Source organism: Pseudomonas sp. GW821-FHT09E04 (assembly GCF_059416185.1).
Map to the genome: position 1 here is coordinate 80,808 of NZ_JBWKOR010000003.1, position 16,750 is coordinate 97,557.

Consider the following 16,750-nt stretch of genomic DNA (forward strand, 5'->3'; position numbering starts at 1 on the left):
ACATGTTCGCACTGCAGGATTTACAGGCTCGTCGCCTGCTCTCGGTCGTCGCTTCCGGCAATGGCCTGATCGGCTACCGTTTTTGCGACACCCTCCACCAGGCCTACGAGGCTCTGGACCGGGCACTGATCAACACCATGAGCCGCCATATCAGCGCCACGGCACACTCGTGCACGACGCTGATCGAGCGACAGGCGCTGGAGAAGATCGGTTTTTTCAACAAGCTGCCCTGCATCCCGATGACCGCCAGCCCGCATGCGTGCAGTGATCACTCTGAAAAGGATCACGAGGGCGACTGGGTATTGAGCCCCTCGACTTGCTATCACACATTCTCCCACCTGGCCGGCAGCACAGAGCGCTGGGACCTCAAATGCTTCACGGCGCTGGGCCATTGCCACCGATACGAGCCCGTGCTCGACGAGCCGACACGCCTGGCCAGTTTCACCATGCGTGAGTTCGTACTGTTGGGCCAGCAGTCGCAAGTCGAACACATGTGTCAAGTGCTGTTCGACAGTGGCGTGGAACTGATCAGACGCCTGGTGCCATCGACCTTCGTGGAGCGGGCCAGCGATGTCTTTTATGGCGAGTCGGCCCAGGTGACCCGCAAGGTTCAACTGGCGATGGGCGTCAAGCTCGAAGCGGTGATTCCCTGGCCGCAGCGCCAGGTCAGCGTCGGATCGCGCAACCTGCACCGCGACCTGTTCACGCAGGCATTCAAAATCGGCCCGCAAGCCCCTGAGCCCGCCATGCACTCAGCCTGCGTAGCCTTCGGCATGGAACGCCTGCTGCTGTCTTTGCTTGCCCAGATCGGCGACCCCGACCGCCTGCTTGCTCACTTGCACGAGGTACTCGATGATCAGCCTGCCGGCCAACGGACAAAGGAGTTCGAGCATGCAGCGCTGGTTTGACGCCGCGGTGGCCAAACGTATCGCCGTCGTCTCGTTTCCGTTGATGGGGACAATGGTCGGCAACCTGCTGATGATGCTCGTCGACCGGTTATGCCTGGCGCATTACTCACCGGATACGCTGGCGGCATCGGGGCCGGCGGTCTTTACCAGCATGGCGATCATCGCGTTCTTCTGCAGCACCGTCGGGGTTTCACGCTCGTTCGTTGCCCAGGCAAACGGCCGCTCGGGCATCGAAGAAGCCCGGGGTGAAGGGGCGCTGGGATTATTCCTCGGACTGGCCTGCGGTGCGCTGCTGTTCATGGCCGCCCCGCTGATTGCGTTGATTCCGCAGTTGAGCTCGCGTCCCGCGCAAATCGTCAGCCTTGAGTCGCAGTACATGCTCTGGGCCGCGATTTTCGGTGGCGTGATGGCGATCAATACGGCGTTGTCATCCTTCTTCAATGGCGTGGGACGCACCCGTGAAACACTGATGGTCGGCATTGTCGGTCAGGTGGTCGACTCGATCTTTACCGTGGGCCTGGTGTTCGGAAAGTTCGGGCTGCCCGAAATGGGCATGGCCGGTGCGGCTATCGGGACCCTGATCGGTACGTTGTCCATGCTGGGCTGCTACGCGCTCATGCTGCCGCGCGAGGTCTGGCGCGAGCTGATGAATATCTTCATCGCCCGCAGTGAACACCTGTGGAGTCGCCTGGCTTTCCGGCTGCGCCGAGGCGTACCCAGCGGTTTGTCGGCGGGGGTGGATCAACTCGGCAACACGGCGTTCATCTGGATCGTTGCGGTACTGGGCGCCAGTGCGCTGGCGGCCAACAACGTCAACTTGACGATCAACTACCTGGGCATCATCCCGATCATCGGGCTGGGCATCGGCTGCAGCATCCTGTGCGCCACGGCGGCAGGAAAACAGCAATATGCCGAGCTGGCGACGATTGTGCGGGTGACCGTGGTCATTGAGTTGATCTACGTCCTGCTGGTGTCCACCGTCCAGGTGACGATGCCGCAAGTCTTGCTCAAGGCTTTTGGCGACCTGGGGCATAACCAGGAAATCATCGACCTGGCCATCGATACCCAGCGCGTCCTGTGGACGTTTTCCGGTGCCTTTGCTTTTTCGATGACCGGCGCCGCTGTTCTCGAGAGCATCGGGATGGCCCGGTTTTCCCTGATCGTGCGGCTGGTGCTGATGTGGTTCATGAGCATCCCGCTGATCTATTACGTCGCCATGGGCAATCGCGATGATCCCTCGTCGCTGGTGACCTGCTGGATCATCGGTTCGATATTCGAACTCGCCATCGGGCTCATTTACTTCTGGCGGATCGCCAAAGCCGTACGAGGTGCCGAAAACCGCCTGCAGGTCAATCATCATCCCGCCACGGAGGGCGCCCTGTGAACCTGAATGAAGTCGTGCGCTTCGCCCCCCTGGCCATCAATTGCTTCACCGGAAGCCTGGCGCAGTTGTCCGGCCGCAGCGGTGTCGCGCTCCACGAGGCGCAGTTGCTGGAGGCCGGTGACGGTTACCTCCTGCGCGCCGGCCTGGATGAATGGGGTATGCCGGAATACACGTTCGCCGTCGAGGACGTCGGTCTTCGCGCCTGCAAGGCGTTGGGTGTCCAGGTGACACGGGTGCCCATTGCTTCAGACTGGGTAGCGCAACTCCAGGCCCTGCTCGGCGAATACCCCGGAATCGTTGTGTGGGTCAATTCCGCGTATCTGGACTACGCCCCGGTCTACAGCAGTAAACCGGGTTATCTGCATGCGGTGCTGGTGATCGGCATGAACGACGCCGCCACCCATGTAAGGATCTTCGACTCACTGATCGTCGATCGCGAACCCCACGGCTGCGAAGCCTGGCTGCCGATCGAAGCGTTCGCGACGGCAATCACCGATCGGGTACGCACCGAAACCTACGACCACATGGGCCATTTTGTCGTGATGCAGCCTGCCGGGCGGCCCGTCGACTTCGATGTGCGAGCCAGTCTGTACCGTCAGGCCTGTTCATTTCTCACCAACGATACCTACCGCGGTGCCCTTCCGGCTTATCGAGCCCTGTGCATGTCGCGTTTTCGCGACGTGCCGGAAACCGGTGCAACGGCCGCACGCCGACTGTTCGATCACATTGTGGTGCTTTACGTGATTCCCGGGCTGACCTTGCTCGCGCAATCGCTGCAGCGCGCAGACTGCCAGGGGTCGATAACGACCTTGACCCAGACGCTGATCAACCACTGGCGGGCGCTGTCGGTGCTGGCACTCAAGTTCGAGGCAACCCACTCACCGTTGATCCTCGTGCGTCTGGAGGATCGTTTCGACGTGATCGAGTCCCTCACGCTGGAGCTGTGGCAAACGCTGCATGACTCGCTCCACAACACCTGAACGGAACAGGTGCGATTTCAACCGACCGGACCGGCGCGTCGAATGGCGCCGTCTCGCCCGATGACTTTGTATTCAGAGATGGAAAGATGATGCAGATTCTGGCCCTTGGCCGTGAAAGTGACCTTCAGGATTATGTTGCGTATTGCCGCGAACACGACAGAGATATCGTCTGTTTCGTACCGCCCGCACTGCTGCAGAACGAAAAGAGCGCCTGGGAACAACAGTTGTCCGCGGCACTGGAGGCCGTCGGCGCCGGGCAACGGTTCGACCATGTCGTCTCATTCAACGACGGGTTCCAGGTTCAGGTGGATGTCCTCAAGCGCCTCTTCGGGCTGCCCGCGCGCGATCCGGACGCCATTTTCGCGCTGACAGACAAAGCGGCCTTCAAGTCGGTCCCCGCGACCGCCGATTTCATTTCACGCTATCTGTGCCTGCCTCAGGATGTGAGCGCACAGCAGGCATGGCAGCAGGTCGAGGCGTCGCTGAATCTGCCGGTCGTGCTCAAACCCTCCAACGGCTTCTACAGCGCCGGGGTGATCCGGGTCGATGACCAGGCCGCGTTCAACAAGGCGCTGACGCTGACCCGTCGGGTCTGCTCATTGATGACCAGCCAGCGTGGCGGCTCGCAGATCCTGATTGAAGAGTACATAGACGGTGAAGAGTTCTCGGTGGATGGCTATGTGCTGGATGGCGAAATCACTCCCCTGCTGCTGCACCATAAATACCCACGTCTGGAAGGCCCGACATTCCACGAAAACGCCCAGATTTCCAGACCGTTCGACATGCAGGCGGGTGAGCCTTTCCTGGTTGCGCTGCGCCGGATCATTGCGGCCGTCGGGCTGGATCAGTCGCCCTTCCACGCCGAGTTTCGCATCACGCCCGACCAGCGGGTCTACATCCTGGAACTGGCCCCGAGAATTTCCGGTGGCGGCATCTCGTCCCGTTATCTGATGGACATCTGCCTCGGGCTGGATGTCTATGACGTCGACCTCAAACTGAATACGCCGCAACTGAAACTGGATCTGCCGCAGCGCCGCATCGGCCTGGAGTACGACTTCAGCGTCAAGAAAAGCGGCGTGCTGAAATCCATCGAAAAAACGGTCGCGCAATGCCGCGAAATGGGCGCCGGCACCATCATCCAGCACCGCAGCAACGGCGAGTTCGTCATGGCGCCTCCGGTGGCCCTGGAAACCGTGCTGACGGCCTTTTTCACCTGCGAATCCAAGGATCGCGCACTGCAGATTTTCGATTGGCTGGAAACCTGTGAAGTCGAGACACAAGCCTCATGAACCCGACCCTTCCCAACGACTGCTCATTGCCGCTGCTCGACACTCAGGTAGGTCTATGGATCAGCGAACAGGTCAATCAGGCCGCCACCTCCCACAACATTCCGGTGCGTGTATCGATTGATGGCCCACTCGATATCCCGGCCTTGCAGCAAGCCATCGATTGGCTGGTACAGCGCCACGACAACCTGCGCGCGCGGTTTGTACTGGAGGGAGAAACTCCCCGCCAGATCATTTCCGGTACCCTCGACGCCACCCTCGAGCACGTGGTGATCGCCGACGGCGAGCGCGATACCCTTGCCGCGCGCATCGATGCGTTGCTGAAAAGGCCGATGGATATCAGCCGTGGTCCGCTGTTGCGTTGTGTGCTGCTGCGAACCGGGCCCGAGCAGCATGTGTTGCTGTTCGTCATCCATCATCTGGTTTTCGATGGCAGCTCGATCGAGATTCTGTGGCGCGATCTGTTGGCCCGTTACACGGCAATCACCGGCGGGACCGATACAGCGTCCCCTCTGCCGCTGTCCTACAGCGAGTACGTGAATCGCCAAAAGACCACCACCCCATCGGATTCGCTGGGTTACTGGCTCACGGAACTGGCCGATCGCCCTGCCCCCCAGCGTTTCCCTTGTGCCAGGCCTGCCAGCGGACAACGCGCGCGCAAGGCCCGCGACGTGGTCAACACACTGACACCGACAACCACCGGGCAATTGCGGGCGTTGACCGGTCCCGGCACGTTCACACCGTTCATGGTCCACATGGCCGTCTGCGCGCTGCTGCTTCATCGGCACACCGGCGCCGAAGACATGATCTTTGGCATGCCGCTGTCCACCCGTGACAACGCCGACCAGAAAGACCTGACCGGATTGTTCGTCAACGTGGTTCCGCTGCGGCTGCGCCTGACGCGCGGAGTGTCGTTTTCCGGGCTGTTGCAGCATGTTCGGGCGCGAGTGTTGCGCGCCATGATGCATCGCCATCTGGCGTTTCACGAACTGGTCGGCCACCTGCGTCTGGGCCAGGAAGCCGGCTCGGGCGGGCTGTTCCGGATCTTTCTCAACCATGCCTCCGTACAACGGCTGCCCGTGCAGGTCGGCGATTGCACGTTCGAGCTGCTACCCAGCACCAACATCACCGCCGCCTTCGAAATGAACCTGGCAATCGTCGAAACCGACAGTGGTTTTGACACCGTGTTCGAGTTCGACGACATGCTTTTCACCCCCTCCGATGTCGCGGCACTCGCCGGAGACTACCAACGGATTCTGTCCGCCTCCCTGAGTGATCCGGGCGCCGCCGTCAGTGACTTGCTCGCGCCTGTGAAGCTCGCGTGCGCCGGGGATGACATGCCACTTGCCCCTTGCCTGCCTGTACATCGCTGGTTTGAAGCACAGGTGCGCCGTGCTCCGGACGCTGTCGCACTGGTTTTCCAGGACACCCGTTTGAGCTACCGGGCACTCAATGTCCAGGCCAATCAGTTGGCCGGGCGATTGCGTGCTGCCGGTGTCAGCCGCAACGCACTGGTGGGCATCTGCATTGAGCGCAGCCCACAAATGGTCGTCGCCATTCTGGCGGTGCTCAAGGCCGGGGGTGCCTATCTGCCCATCGACCCGGACAATCCGGATGAGCGAATCCATTTCATCCTGCAAGACACGGCTGTTCGAACGGTACTGACCTCCCGTCATTTGCAGGATCGCTTCGAGGGTCAATCGGTGGAGTCGATCGCCGTGGAGGAGCCCGAACAATTCGCCGCGTTCGACTCGACGGACCCGCAATGGCCCGTGGCGATGGACGATCTGGCGTATTGCATCTACACCTCGGGTTCCACGGGACGTCCCAAGGGTGCACTCAACTATCACCGGGGGTTTGCCAACCTGGTGCAATGGTATGTCCGCGACGGTTTGCAGATGTCTGCCGACGACAGGGTGATGCTCGCCAGCTCGATCGGTTTCGACCTCACCCAGAAGAACATTCTTGGCCCTTTGTGCGCCGGTGCATGCCTCATGATTCCGGCCCATTCGCCTGCCAATGCCGGCGGTTTCCTGAAGGCCCTCACGGCCTATCGCCCGACCTGGCTCAACTGCGCGCCGTCCGCGTTCCGGGCCTTTGCCGCCTCGCCCCGAACCGCCAGCCTGCGCACGCTGGTACTGGGTGGCGAACCGGTCGACCGCTCGCTGATCGAGCAATTGCGAGGCAGGCCGCTGACCCTGGTCAACTCTTACGGGCCGACCGAGTGTTCGGACGTTGCGACTTGGTGCAGGCAAGACCTGCAATCGACCGCAGTCGCTGCAGAAATGCCATTGGGCCAGGCCATTCCTGGTGTTCAGGTGTATGTGCTGGACGAACAACTGCATCTCGCCCCGGATGGCGTGGCTGGCGAAATCCATATCGCCGGGATCGGCGTCGGACAGGGTTATCTCAAACGTCCGGAGCTGACTGAGCAAAAATTCATCGCGAATCCCTTCGGCCCTGTCGGCAGCCGGATGTACAAGACCGGCGACCTGGGACGCCGCCGCGCCGACGGCACACTCGACTTCATCGGCCGTATCGATTTCCAGGTGAAGATTCGCGGGCACCGCATCGAACTGGGGGAAATCGAGAATCAACTGCTGGCCTGCGACGGGATCCGCGAAGCGGTGGTCATCGCGCTGGACGTTTCCCCGGGCGAAAAACGGCTGGTGGCGTACCTCGTTTGCGCCGACCAGCACACACTCGACCCCGAACGACTGAGCCGCACCCTGCGTCACGGCTTGCCCGACTATATGGTGCCCGACACCTGGATAGCGCTGCAGCGCCTGCCGCTGAACCTCAATGGCAAGGTCGACCGCAAGGCATTGCCGCCTCCGGACTGGCTGCAACGGGAAGAACCCGCCACGGCCCCCACCGAAACGTCGATCACCCGCCCGCCAGCGCCTCAGCGCTCATGGACCCTGGAGCTGCCTCGAACCGGTGTTTCGCCTTCCTCCCGGCCACGTCAGCGCGGCGTAGCCGCCTGGCGTATCGAGCCCTCAACGCTTGAGCCCATCGAACGCCTGGCCGCACACCATGGCACGACACTCGATATTACGTTGATCGCGGCATTCAACACTTTGTTGTATCGCTACAGCCAACAGGACGAGATCTGCCTCGGTTACACCCCGATGCGTCGCCACCCTGGCAAAGCAGAAGGCGGTGTCGGCAACCTGGTCGATACACGGCTTCTGCGCACCCGCCTTCGCAGCGGACTCAGCCTTGCAGCGGTGGTGTCTCTGACAAGTGAAGCCCATGCACAGGCCGAGCAGAATCCCGATGCGGATTTTGCAGGTGTGCTGGCAGAACTGGCCCGACAAGGTGATCACCCGACCGTTGAACACCTGCCCGTCATGTTCGAACGAGGAGAATCCGATTCGCCCCGGACTCAGAGCCTCGGCTGTGACCTGAAGCTGCTGGCATATTCAGCTCAGACCGCGCTCGAAGGCCGTCTGGAATACGACGCCAATCAATTCGACGTCGAGACGATGGCGCACCTGACACGGCACTTCGAGGCCATCCTGAAAGCCCTCGCACACACTCCCGAGGCACCGATCGACACGTTGCCTCTGGCCCCGATGGACTGCCCTTCGCTATCGCTGACCCGAAATGCCACAGTACTCAGTGCCGCACAGCAATTGCCGGCGTTCCAGCGTTTTGAAGAACAGGTCCAACGAACCCCTGAGGCCACTGCGCTGATTTTTGAAGGGCAGGCATGGAGCTACGCGACCCTCAACCGTCAGGCCAACCAGTTGGCCTGGCACTTGCGCGCGCAAGGGGTGGGAGCGGAAACCGTCGTGGCGCTACTGGTTGAACGCGGCCCCCGGTTGATCAGCAGTCTGCTGGCCATTCTCAAGGCCGGAGGGGCTTATCTGCCGCTGGACTCGATGTATCCCGCGCAGCGGATCGCAACCATGCTGGATGACGCCGGAGTCGGGTTGATTCTCACCTGTGACAATCTGCGCGGACACTTGCCTGACAGTGCGCTGCCGACGATCTGCCTGGACCGGGATCGGGAGACCCTTCTAGGCCAGCCGTTGACCGATCCACAGATCGAGGTCGGTCAGCAACACCTGGCTTACTGCCTGTTCACCTCAGGTTCGACGGGGCGTCCAAAAGGCGTGCAGATCGAACACCGGGCCCTGAGCAATCTGCTTGCGGCCATGCAGGCCGCACCGGGGCTGACGGCTTCGGACGTCTGGCTGAGCGTGACCTCGGCCGCCTTCGATATCTTTGCCGTTGAGGTCTATCTCCCGCTGATCAGCGGAGCCCGGATCCTGCTCGCCAGCAAGCAAGACACTTCTGATCCGATGGCCCTGGCGCGACTGGCCAACGAATACGGCGTAACAGTCCTGCAGGCGACACCCGCCACGTGGCGCATGTTGATCGACAGCCAGGTCGAGCTGACTCTGGACACCGCCATGAGTGGCGGTGAAGCCATGGACGATGCGTTGGCTGACGGCATGCGTACCTTCGCCCGCCGTGTCTGGAACCTCTATGGCCCCACCGAAACCACCATCTACTCCAGTCGCGCGCACATCGTTGCTGGCCAGTCCCCCACCCTCGGCGGCCCCGTGGAAAATACTCGCCTGTATGTACTGGATCGCTATCTGAATCCGGTTCCAGTGGGCTGCACAGGGGAAATCCACATCGCTGGCGATGGCCTGGCGCGGGGCTACATCAATCGTCCTGACCTCACCGCAGAACGGTTCCTGCCCGACCCGTTCGGCCCGCCGGACAGTCGCATGTACCGCACGGGAGATCTGGCGCGCCAATTGCCCGATGGGCGCCTGATCTACCTCGACCGTATCGATTTCCAAGTGAAAATCCGTGGGTTGCGGATCGAACTGGGCGAGATCGAGGCCGCCTTGAGACGTTGTCCTTGCGTAAGGCAGGCGATCGTCACCGCGCACGGGGACGATCCCGCCACCCGTAAACTGGTTGCCTACGTCGTCCCGCGCCCTGGACAGACGCTGCAGCGTGATGCCCTGAAACTGCAGTTGCAACGCGTCATGCCGGACTACATGGTGCCGAGCGCCTGGGTGTTTCTGGAGCAATTGCCACTGAACGTCAGCGGCAAGATCGATCGCAGCCGCCTGCCCCCACCCACCTCGGGCGAGACGGTCAGCGTCGCCACCCAAACCGCCACCCAACATCGACTGGCCGCCATCTGGGTCCAGGTCCTGCAGGTCGAACAGGTGTCTGTGCACGACAACTTTTTCGCACTGGGCGGGAATTCGATGTTGGCGATTCGTTGTCTGGTGCGTATCAACCGCGAATTCGACCGCCAACTGTCCTTGCGCACGTTCTTCGATCACCAGACCGTCGAGGCGCTGAGCCGCTTCCTGGATCAGCAGAGCACCGTGAGCGATTCCCGGGAGGTCAAAATCACACGCTGGTTCGAGCAACCGGGCTTGCCCGACGTCTATGGGTTCTCGGGCTGCGGGATGCATGGCATTGCCTATTTCCAGTTGGCCAGAGCACTGGCGTCAACGTGCAACTTCCATGCGCTGGAGCCCTTCGAGACCTACCGCGACGGCGAGCACCTGCTCGGCGTCCAGGAACTCGCCAATCGTTACGCGAACGCGATCCTCAACCGTGGGAGCGAGGAACCGATCACGCTGTTGGGACACTCCTTCGGGGGCACGATCGCTTTTGAGACGGCACGCTTGCTGGAACAGCAATCAAAAACCGTACGGCTGATCCTGCTGGATGCCACATTGATCGACCCGCGAGTACTGGAAGAGCAGGCAGGACTGTGCGCACAACCGGATGCGCTTCCCGAATGGCTGGAATCCACCGAGGAAGATCCGGGCAGCCACGCATTGCAACATCAGTTACGAACCGCCGCTCAAGAGCTCTACAGGCAGCATTGCCAGATTTTCGCCGGCTATGTACCCGACGGCAGGTTCAGTGGAAGGGTTGCCGTCTTTCTGGCGCAAGACGCCAACCTGCGGCAAAAACTGCGAGCGGGATTTGTGCGTGTCTGCCAGCAACTCCTGCTCCAGGTACCCGAGTTGCAGGATGTCCCCGGCGACCACATGTCCATGCTCACGACCCCGCAAGTCGAAACGCTCGGTGCGTTGATAAAGGAGGAACTGCAACCATCGCCGCTCACACGGCCGGTTGAGCTGGACCGGGCATGACGGGCTTTACGACCTTGCTCGGGGAAGATTGCTGCATCGTCGAGGCCCGCGACCGCGCTATGTGGTCTGCGGGCCTGCTCGAAGCGGAACGCGGATTGACGGTCGGGATGAACCGGCAGCGCCTTCGCGAATACACTGCCGGACGCAATTGCGCCCGCGCAGCGCTCATACACCTCGGATTCCCGGGCCTGCCAATCGGCAAGGGTTCCGGGGGCGAACCGCTGTTCCCGCCCGGTGTCTGCGGAAGCATCTCGCACACCGAAAACTACTGCGCGGCGGCCCTCGCCCTCAAGCGACACATCGCAGCCCTGGGCATTGATGCCCAGAGCAACCGACCGTTGGAGGCGCCGTTATATCGACGGGTGCTGGGCCGTTCTCCGACAAAAGACTTCGCGACACAGGGTTTCTGCGAAGGCACATTGCAGTTCAGCATCAAGGAGGCGTTCTACAAAGCCATCTTCTCCTTCTGCCAACGCCACGTGCGTGCCGGTGACCTGATCGTGGAACTGTTGGCCGAACCGGGACACTGCGCAATCCACAGCCTGGCGCCCGATCTGGAATCCTGCCTCGCCCCCTTCACGGTGGATGTTCGATACACGTTTGATGATCAGCGCGTCTACAGTGCCGTCGCCTTGCGCGAGCGCTGAAACAAGACCGCAAGGTTCCGTCCTCAGGCTCAGCTAAGTTTCGTTCCGTACCTTCTCCCCTGCGCACTTCCAGCGCTGCTCAGGAGAGGCATCCCACCCATGAAACCCGCCATAGCCGACTGGCTCAACAAAGTACCCGAAGTGACGCTGTCCTTCTGGGTGATCAAGATCCTGTCCACGACCGTGGGTGAAACCGGTGCCGACTTTCTGGCCGTCGATGCCGGCTTCGGCGCGGGCCCGACCAGCCTCGGCATGGCCGCGCTGCTGGCCATTGCGCTGTTCGGTCAATTGCGTACCAAAGCCTACACACCCTGGATCTACTGGCTGACCGTGGTGCTGGTGAGCATCGTCGGCACGCAGATCACCGACATCCTGACCGACATGCTGGACGTCAGCCTCTACACCAGCACCGCTGTGTTCTCCGTATTGCTGGTGGTGAATTTCCTGGTCTGGTACCGGACGGAACGCAGCCTGTCGATCCGCGAAATCGTCACCCCGCGTCGAGAACTGTTCTATTGGGCCACGGTGCTCTGCACCTTTGCCCTCGGCACGGCCGCCGGCGACCTGGCGACCGAAGCGCTGGGCCTGGGCTTCACCGTCGGTGCCGTCATCTTCGGTGCACTGATCGCCGCCACCTTCATTGCCTGGCGATTGGGCGGCAACACGGTGCTGACGTTCTGGATCGCCTACATCCTGACCCGCCCCTTCGGCGCATCCCTCGGCGACTTGCTGACTCAGGCCAAAACCTACGGTGGCCTCGGCATGGGCGCGACCTGGACCAGCGCGATTTTCCTCTGCGTCATCGTCCTGCTGGTGACGGCCGCGCAGATCAGCACCGGCAATCGCAAAGCAATCACTGAATAAACCTTCAACTGTTCATCAAGGAATCGTCATGCGCCAGATTCAAAACCTCATTCGTCACGTCGCCATCGTCTCGTCCATCTGCCTGCTGAGCATTGCTGCCGGCTGCTCGAAACCGGCAGACAAGCCTGCTGCAAACGCCGCTGCAGGTGCAGTCAGCACACAAGGCCAGGCCGCTTCAAAACTGGGTGATCTGTCCGAGTTCCGCACGATTGCGGCCGATGTAGCCGCCCTCGTCGACAAAAACGATCTGCCCGGCGCCAAGACCCGGATCAAGGATCTGGAAACTGCCTGGGACTCGGCCGAAGCCGGGATCAAGCCGCGTGCCGCCGGGGACTGGCACATGCTGGACAAGGCTATCGACCGCTCGCTCGACACCTTGCGTGCCAGCGCCCCGCAGCAGAAAGACTGCAAGGCGCGGATGGACGAGTTGCTCAAAGCCTTTGACTCGCTGAAGGGCAACGCCTGATCCGGGGCCGGACAAACTCTTGCACAGATGCTTCAATACAAGCGCGACGGCCCAGCCCGTCGCGCTATTTTTTTGGGGAGCGGGTCATGCGGATATTACTGGTCGAAGACGATCCGATGATCGGCGATGCCATCCAGGGTGCGCTGAACGACGCCAGTTACGCCACTGACTGGGTGAAAAACGGGCTCACCGCACTGGCCACGCTGGACACCCAGCACTACGACCTGGTGTTGCTGGACCTCGGCTTGCCCGGCAAGGACGGACTGGACGTGCTCGACAGCATTCGCGCTCGCAACAACCCGGTGCCGTTGCTGATCATCACCGCCCGGGACGGTCTCGACGATCGCCTGCGTGGCCTCGATGGCGGCGCCGACGATTACTTGCTCAAACCTTTCGACATGGCCGAACTGCTGGCGCGGATGCGTGCAGTGTTGCGGCGCAAGGGTGGCAGCGCCCTGTCGTTGCTCGACAATGGCGTGGTGTCGCTGGACCTGGTGTCCAAACAAGCCACCACTGCGGAAAACGCGGAGGTGCAATTGTCCAGCCGCGAGTTCGCCCTGTTGCAGGCCCTGTTGATCCGGCCGGGGGCGATCCTCTCGCGCAGTGAACTGGAAGACCGGCTCTATGGCTGGGGCAACGAAGTGGAAAGCAACGCGGTGGAGTTTCTGATTCACGCCCTGCGACGCAAACTCGGCAGTCACGTCATCAAGAACGTCAGGGGAATGGGATGGATGGTTTCAAAAGGCGCCTGAGGGATTCGGTGCAACTGCGGCTGTCGGTCACGCTGTCGCTGGCCATCCTGATCGTCGCGCTGCTGGCGGCGGTTTTCGCCTTCGTCTCGGCGCTGGACGAGGCCCACGAAATGCAGGACGAGTCCTTGCGCCAGGTGGCGGCCCTGTTCGACCGCCAGCAAATGACCCTGCACTACCCCGCCGCTCAGGCCGTGGACGACAACGAAGAATCCCGGGTGATCGTGCAATACCTGGCCGACGGCAGCCAAGCGGTCGGCAACGACGACGCCCTGCTGCCACTGCCCTTCCCCACGACCCTGTCCGATGGCCTGTCGACCTTGAAGGTGACCGGTGAAGACTTCCGCGTGCTGGTCAAAACCACGGCCCGAGGCGAGCGCATCGTCGTCGCCCAGGAAACCGGCGTGCGCGACAAGGAGGCCCGCGAAAGCGCCTGGCGCAGTCTGCTGCCGTTTCTGATCCTGTTTCCGGTGCTGTTGCTGGTGGTCGGCGATCTGGTGCGCAAGATGTTCCGCCCCATCGCCATGCTCTCGGCCGATATCGACCAGCGTGACGAACAAGCCCTGCACCCGATCGACGAAAGCCATGTGCCGAGCGAGATCCGGCCGTTTGTGGTGGCCATCAACCGCCTGCTCGGCCGCGTCGCCCAGTCCGTGGACAACCAGCGGCGCTTCGTCGCCGATGCGGCCCACGAACTGCGCTCGCCCATGACCGCCCTGTCCCTGCAGGCCGAACGACTGGCCGCCACGGAAATGCCGGCAGCCGCCCGCGAACGCCTGTTGCCGTTGTCCCGGGGCATAGAGCGCAGCAGGAACCTGATCGATCAACTGCTGAGCCTGGCCGCCGCGCAGTCAAATTCAAGTGCAGCGCCGAGCACCGTTTCAGTCCTGCACATCTATCGGCGGATTCTGGAAGACCTGCTGCCGCTGGCGGACCGCAAGAATATCGATATCGGCGTCGAAAGCAGCGAGGACGTGCAGGTCAGCATCAACGAAACCGACCTGCTGATCCTGATCCGCAACCTGGTGGACAACGCCATCCGCTACACCCCGCCCGGCGGGCGTATCGACCTCTCGGTCAAACGGGAGCAAGCGACGGTCGTCCTGCAAGTCAGCGATACCGGCCCGGGGATTGCCGTGGAAGAACAGGCGCGTGTCTTCGACCCGTTCTATCGCAGCCTGGGCACCGATGAGTCGGGCTCGGGGCTGGGTTTGTCCATCGTCAAGGCGATTGCCGATCGCACGGGGCTCAAGGTTGATCTGGGGTTTACCGACGTCAACGAAAACAGCGGACTGTGTGTCACCGTCAGCATCGATCAGCCCTGAGCTGCTTCCCGTCCTTACATTTCGACCTGCGTCCCCAACTCGATCACTCTGTTCAGCGGCAACTTGAAGTACTTCAGGTTGCTGTTGGCATTCTTGAGCAGGAACGCGAACAGGTACTCGCGCCACTTGGCCATGCCGATGCGATTGGTCGGGATGACCGTTTCACGACTCAGGAAGTACGTGGTGCGCATCGGGCTGAAATCCAGTTCGGCCAAGTGACAAAGGCTCAGCGCCAGCGGCACATCCGGCTCTTCGGTAAAGCCGAAATGCAGGTTCACCCGGAAGAAGCCATCGCCATAGGACTCGACTTCGAAACGACGATCCACCGGCACCCGCGGGCTGTCTTCGGACACCACGGTCAACAGCACCACCTGCTCGTGCAGCACCTGGTTATGCAACAGGTTGTGCAGCAGCGCGTGGGGAACCGCGTCGGCCCGCGCCGTCAGGAACACCGCCGTGCCCTGCACACGATGAGGCGGTTGCGCACGAATGCTGCTGATGAACAACGGCAGCGGCAACGCGGTTTCATCCAGCCGCTCGACGATGATCTTGCGCCCGCGTTTCCAGGTGGTCATCAGGAAGAACAGACCGATACCGGCGATCACCGGGAACGCACCGCCCTGCAGGATCTTCGGCGCGTTGGCCGCGAAGTACAGGCTATCCACCAACAGAAAACCGAACAGCATCGGGATCGCCAGCCAGCGCGGCGTCTTCCACAGCAACAAGACGACGGCAGCGGACAGGAGGGTGGTGATCAACATGGTGCCCGTCACCGCCACGCCATAAGCGGCAGCCAGGGTGCTGGAGGATTCGAAACCGATCACCAGCAGCACAACGCCGACCATCAAGGCCCAGTTGACGGTGCCGATGTAGATCTGGCCCTGCTCCTGGCTTGAGGTGTGCTGGATGAACATGCGCGGGACGTAGCCCAGCTGGATGGCCTGGCGCGTCAGGGAGAACGCACCGGAAATCACCGCTTGCGAAGCAATGATCGTCGCCAGCGTGGAAAGCGCGACCATCGGCAGCAGCGCCCATTCCGGGGCCAGCAGATAGAACGGGTTACGCACCGCTTCCGGGTTGCCGAGGATCAAGGCGCCCTGGCCAAAGTAATTCAGGACCAGACCGGGCAGGACCAGCATGAACCAGGCACGGGCAATCGGTTTGCGACCGAAATGGCCCATGTCGGCGTACAAGGCTTCCGCACCGGTCAGCGACAGGACGACTGCGCCCAGAATCGCCACGCCCATGCCCGGATGGACCGTAAAGAAGCGCACCGCCCAGATCGGGTTCAGCGCCTGCAACACCTCGGGACGCTGCAAAATACCGTAGACCCCGAGTGCGCCCAGCACCACGAACCACAGCACCATGACTGGGCCGAACAGCGTGCCGATCCGCGCCGTGCCGTGTTTCTGGATCAGAAACAGCGCCACCAGCACCACCACCGACAGCGGCACCACCCAGTGCTCGATGCCGTCGAACGCCAGCTCCAGCCCTTCGACCGCCGAGAGCACCGAGATCGCCGGGGTGATCATGCTGTCGCCGTAGAACAGCGCCGCACCGAACAGTCCGAGCAACACCAGCACTTTGCTCATGTTCGGGTAAGGCGCCGACGCGCGACGGGCCAATGCCGTCAACGCCATGATGCCGCCCTCACCCTGGTTGTTGGCCCGCAGGATGAACAGCACGTACTTGATCGAAACCACCCAGATCAGCGACCAGAAAATCAGCGACAGAATGCCCAGCACGCCGTCGTGATTGAGCTGCACGCCGTAGTGGCCGGAAAAGACTTCTTTGAGGGTGTAGAGGGGGCTGGTGCCGATATCCCCGTAAACCACACCGACAGCCGCAACCAGCATGGCTGCGCCTGAGGATTTGGACGGGGAATTTTCGTTGTTTTTACTCAAGGGTCGCGGCTCTCGAACGGCGGGAAGAAAATGCATGCCATCCTTGGGCAATACGCTGACCGGGGCCTTCAGGCATACAAGGCTGCGGTGC

The 16,750-nt window shown here is 61.8% G+C and carries 11 protein-coding genes; 10 read left to right on the plus strand and 1 reads right to left on the minus strand.

The window, feature by feature from the left end:
• Positions 1 to 2 precede the first annotated feature (2 nt).
• The 10 genes from AC07N4_RS11720 to AC07N4_RS11765 all read left to right on the plus strand — a co-directional run bounded on the left by AC07N4_RS11720 (position 3) and on the right by AC07N4_RS11765 (position 14,755).
• Positions 3 to 908 carry a class-II aminoacyl-tRNA synthetase family protein gene (locus AC07N4_RS11720; RefSeq protein ID WP_273541385.1) on the plus strand — a complete coding sequence of 302 codons (906 nt, stop codon included), beginning with the start codon at positions 3 to 5 and terminating at the stop codon, positions 906 to 908.
• A complete protein-coding gene (locus AC07N4_RS11725; RefSeq protein WP_493066204.1) occupies positions 892 to 2,292 on the plus strand; it encodes an MATE family efflux transporter in 1,401 nt (466 codons plus the stop codon). Before AC07N4_RS11720 ends, AC07N4_RS11725 begins: the two co-directional genes overlap by 17 nt.
• Entirely contained in the window at positions 2,289 to 3,272 is a 984-nt protein-coding gene (locus AC07N4_RS11730; protein ID WP_493066203.1) for a cysteine peptidase family C39 domain-containing protein, read from the plus strand. The genes AC07N4_RS11725 and AC07N4_RS11730 overlap by 4 nt, the downstream gene beginning before the upstream one ends.
• 86 nt (positions 3,273 to 3,358) lie before the next feature.
• Entirely contained in the window at positions 3,359 to 4,561 is a 1,203-nt protein-coding gene (locus AC07N4_RS11735) for an ATP-grasp domain-containing protein (RefSeq protein ID WP_493066202.1), read from the plus strand.
• On the plus strand, positions 4,558 to 10,704 hold the full coding sequence (locus tag AC07N4_RS11740; RefSeq protein ID WP_493066201.1) for an amino acid adenylation domain-containing protein: 6,147 nt from the start codon (positions 4,558 to 4,560) through the stop codon (positions 10,702 to 10,704). Before AC07N4_RS11735 ends, AC07N4_RS11740 begins: the two co-directional genes overlap by 4 nt.
• Positions 10,701 to 11,351: a 4'-phosphopantetheinyl transferase family protein gene (locus tag AC07N4_RS11745; protein ID WP_493066200.1), complete on the plus strand. Its 651-nt coding sequence runs from the start codon at positions 10,701 to 10,703 to the stop codon at positions 11,349 to 11,351. Before AC07N4_RS11740 ends, AC07N4_RS11745 begins: the two co-directional genes overlap by 4 nt.
• A 99-nt stretch (positions 11,352 to 11,450) precedes the next feature.
• Complete coding sequence (locus tag AC07N4_RS11750) at positions 11,451 to 12,215, plus strand: COG4705 family protein (protein WP_096820633.1); 765 nt, start codon at positions 11,451 to 11,453, stop codon at positions 12,213 to 12,215.
• A 28-nt stretch (positions 12,216 to 12,243) separates the two neighbouring features.
• The gene (locus tag AC07N4_RS11755) at positions 12,244 to 12,681 is read left to right on the plus strand and encodes a hypothetical protein (RefSeq protein WP_102622160.1); all 438 of its coding nucleotides are present in this window, start codon (positions 12,244 to 12,246) and stop codon (positions 12,679 to 12,681) included.
• 86 nt (positions 12,682 to 12,767) lie between these two features.
• Positions 12,768 to 13,433, plus strand: coding sequence for a response regulator (locus tag AC07N4_RS11760; protein ID WP_096820631.1), 666 nt, complete (start codon positions 12,768 to 12,770; stop codon positions 13,431 to 13,433).
• Positions 13,409 to 14,755: an ATP-binding protein gene (locus AC07N4_RS11765; RefSeq protein WP_493066199.1), complete on the plus strand. Its 1,347-nt coding sequence runs from the start codon at positions 13,409 to 13,411 to the stop codon at positions 14,753 to 14,755. Before AC07N4_RS11760 ends, AC07N4_RS11765 begins: the two co-directional genes overlap by 25 nt.
• Before the next feature lie 14 nt (positions 14,756 to 14,769).
• On the opposite strand, the gene AC07N4_RS11770 is transcribed toward AC07N4_RS11765, so the two are convergent.
• The gene (locus tag AC07N4_RS11770; RefSeq protein ID WP_493066198.1) at positions 14,770 to 16,695 is read right to left on the minus strand and encodes a potassium transporter Kup; all 1,926 of its coding nucleotides are present in this window, start codon (positions 16,693 to 16,695) and stop codon (positions 14,770 to 14,772) included.
• Positions 16,696 to 16,750 lie beyond the last annotated feature (55 nt).

Excerpts from the sequence above, each read along its gene's own strand:
- AC07N4_RS11720 (WP_273541385.1), top strand. The coding sequence starts at position 3 with ATGTTCGCACTGCAGGATTTACAGGCTCGTCGCCTGCTCTCGGTCGTC.
- AC07N4_RS11740 (WP_493066201.1), top strand. The coding sequence starts at position 4,558 with ATGAACCCGACCCTTCCCAACGACTGCTCATTGCCGCTGCTCGACACT.
- AC07N4_RS11745 (WP_493066200.1), top strand. The coding sequence starts at position 10,701 with ATGACGGGCTTTACGACCTTGCTCGGGGAAGATTGCTGCATCGTCGAG.
- AC07N4_RS11765 (WP_493066199.1), top strand. The coding sequence starts at position 13,409 with ATGGATGGTTTCAAAAGGCGCCTGAGGGATTCGGTGCAACTGCGGCTG.
- AC07N4_RS11760 (WP_096820631.1), top strand. The coding sequence starts at position 12,768 with ATGCGGATATTACTGGTCGAAGACGATCCGATGATCGGCGATGCCATC.
- AC07N4_RS11770 (WP_493066198.1), bottom strand. The coding sequence starts at position 16,695 with ATGCATTTTCTTCCCGCCGTTCGAGAGCCGCGACCCTTGAGTAAAAAC.
- AC07N4_RS11735 (WP_493066202.1), top strand. The coding sequence starts at position 3,359 with ATGATGCAGATTCTGGCCCTTGGCCGTGAAAGTGACCTTCAGGATTAT.
- AC07N4_RS11750 (WP_096820633.1), top strand. The coding sequence starts at position 11,451 with ATGAAACCCGCCATAGCCGACTGGCTCAACAAAGTACCCGAAGTGACG.
- AC07N4_RS11725 (WP_493066204.1), top strand. The coding sequence starts at position 892 with ATGCAGCGCTGGTTTGACGCCGCGGTGGCCAAACGTATCGCCGTCGTC.
- AC07N4_RS11755 (WP_102622160.1), top strand. The coding sequence starts at position 12,244 with ATGCGCCAGATTCAAAACCTCATTCGTCACGTCGCCATCGTCTCGTCC.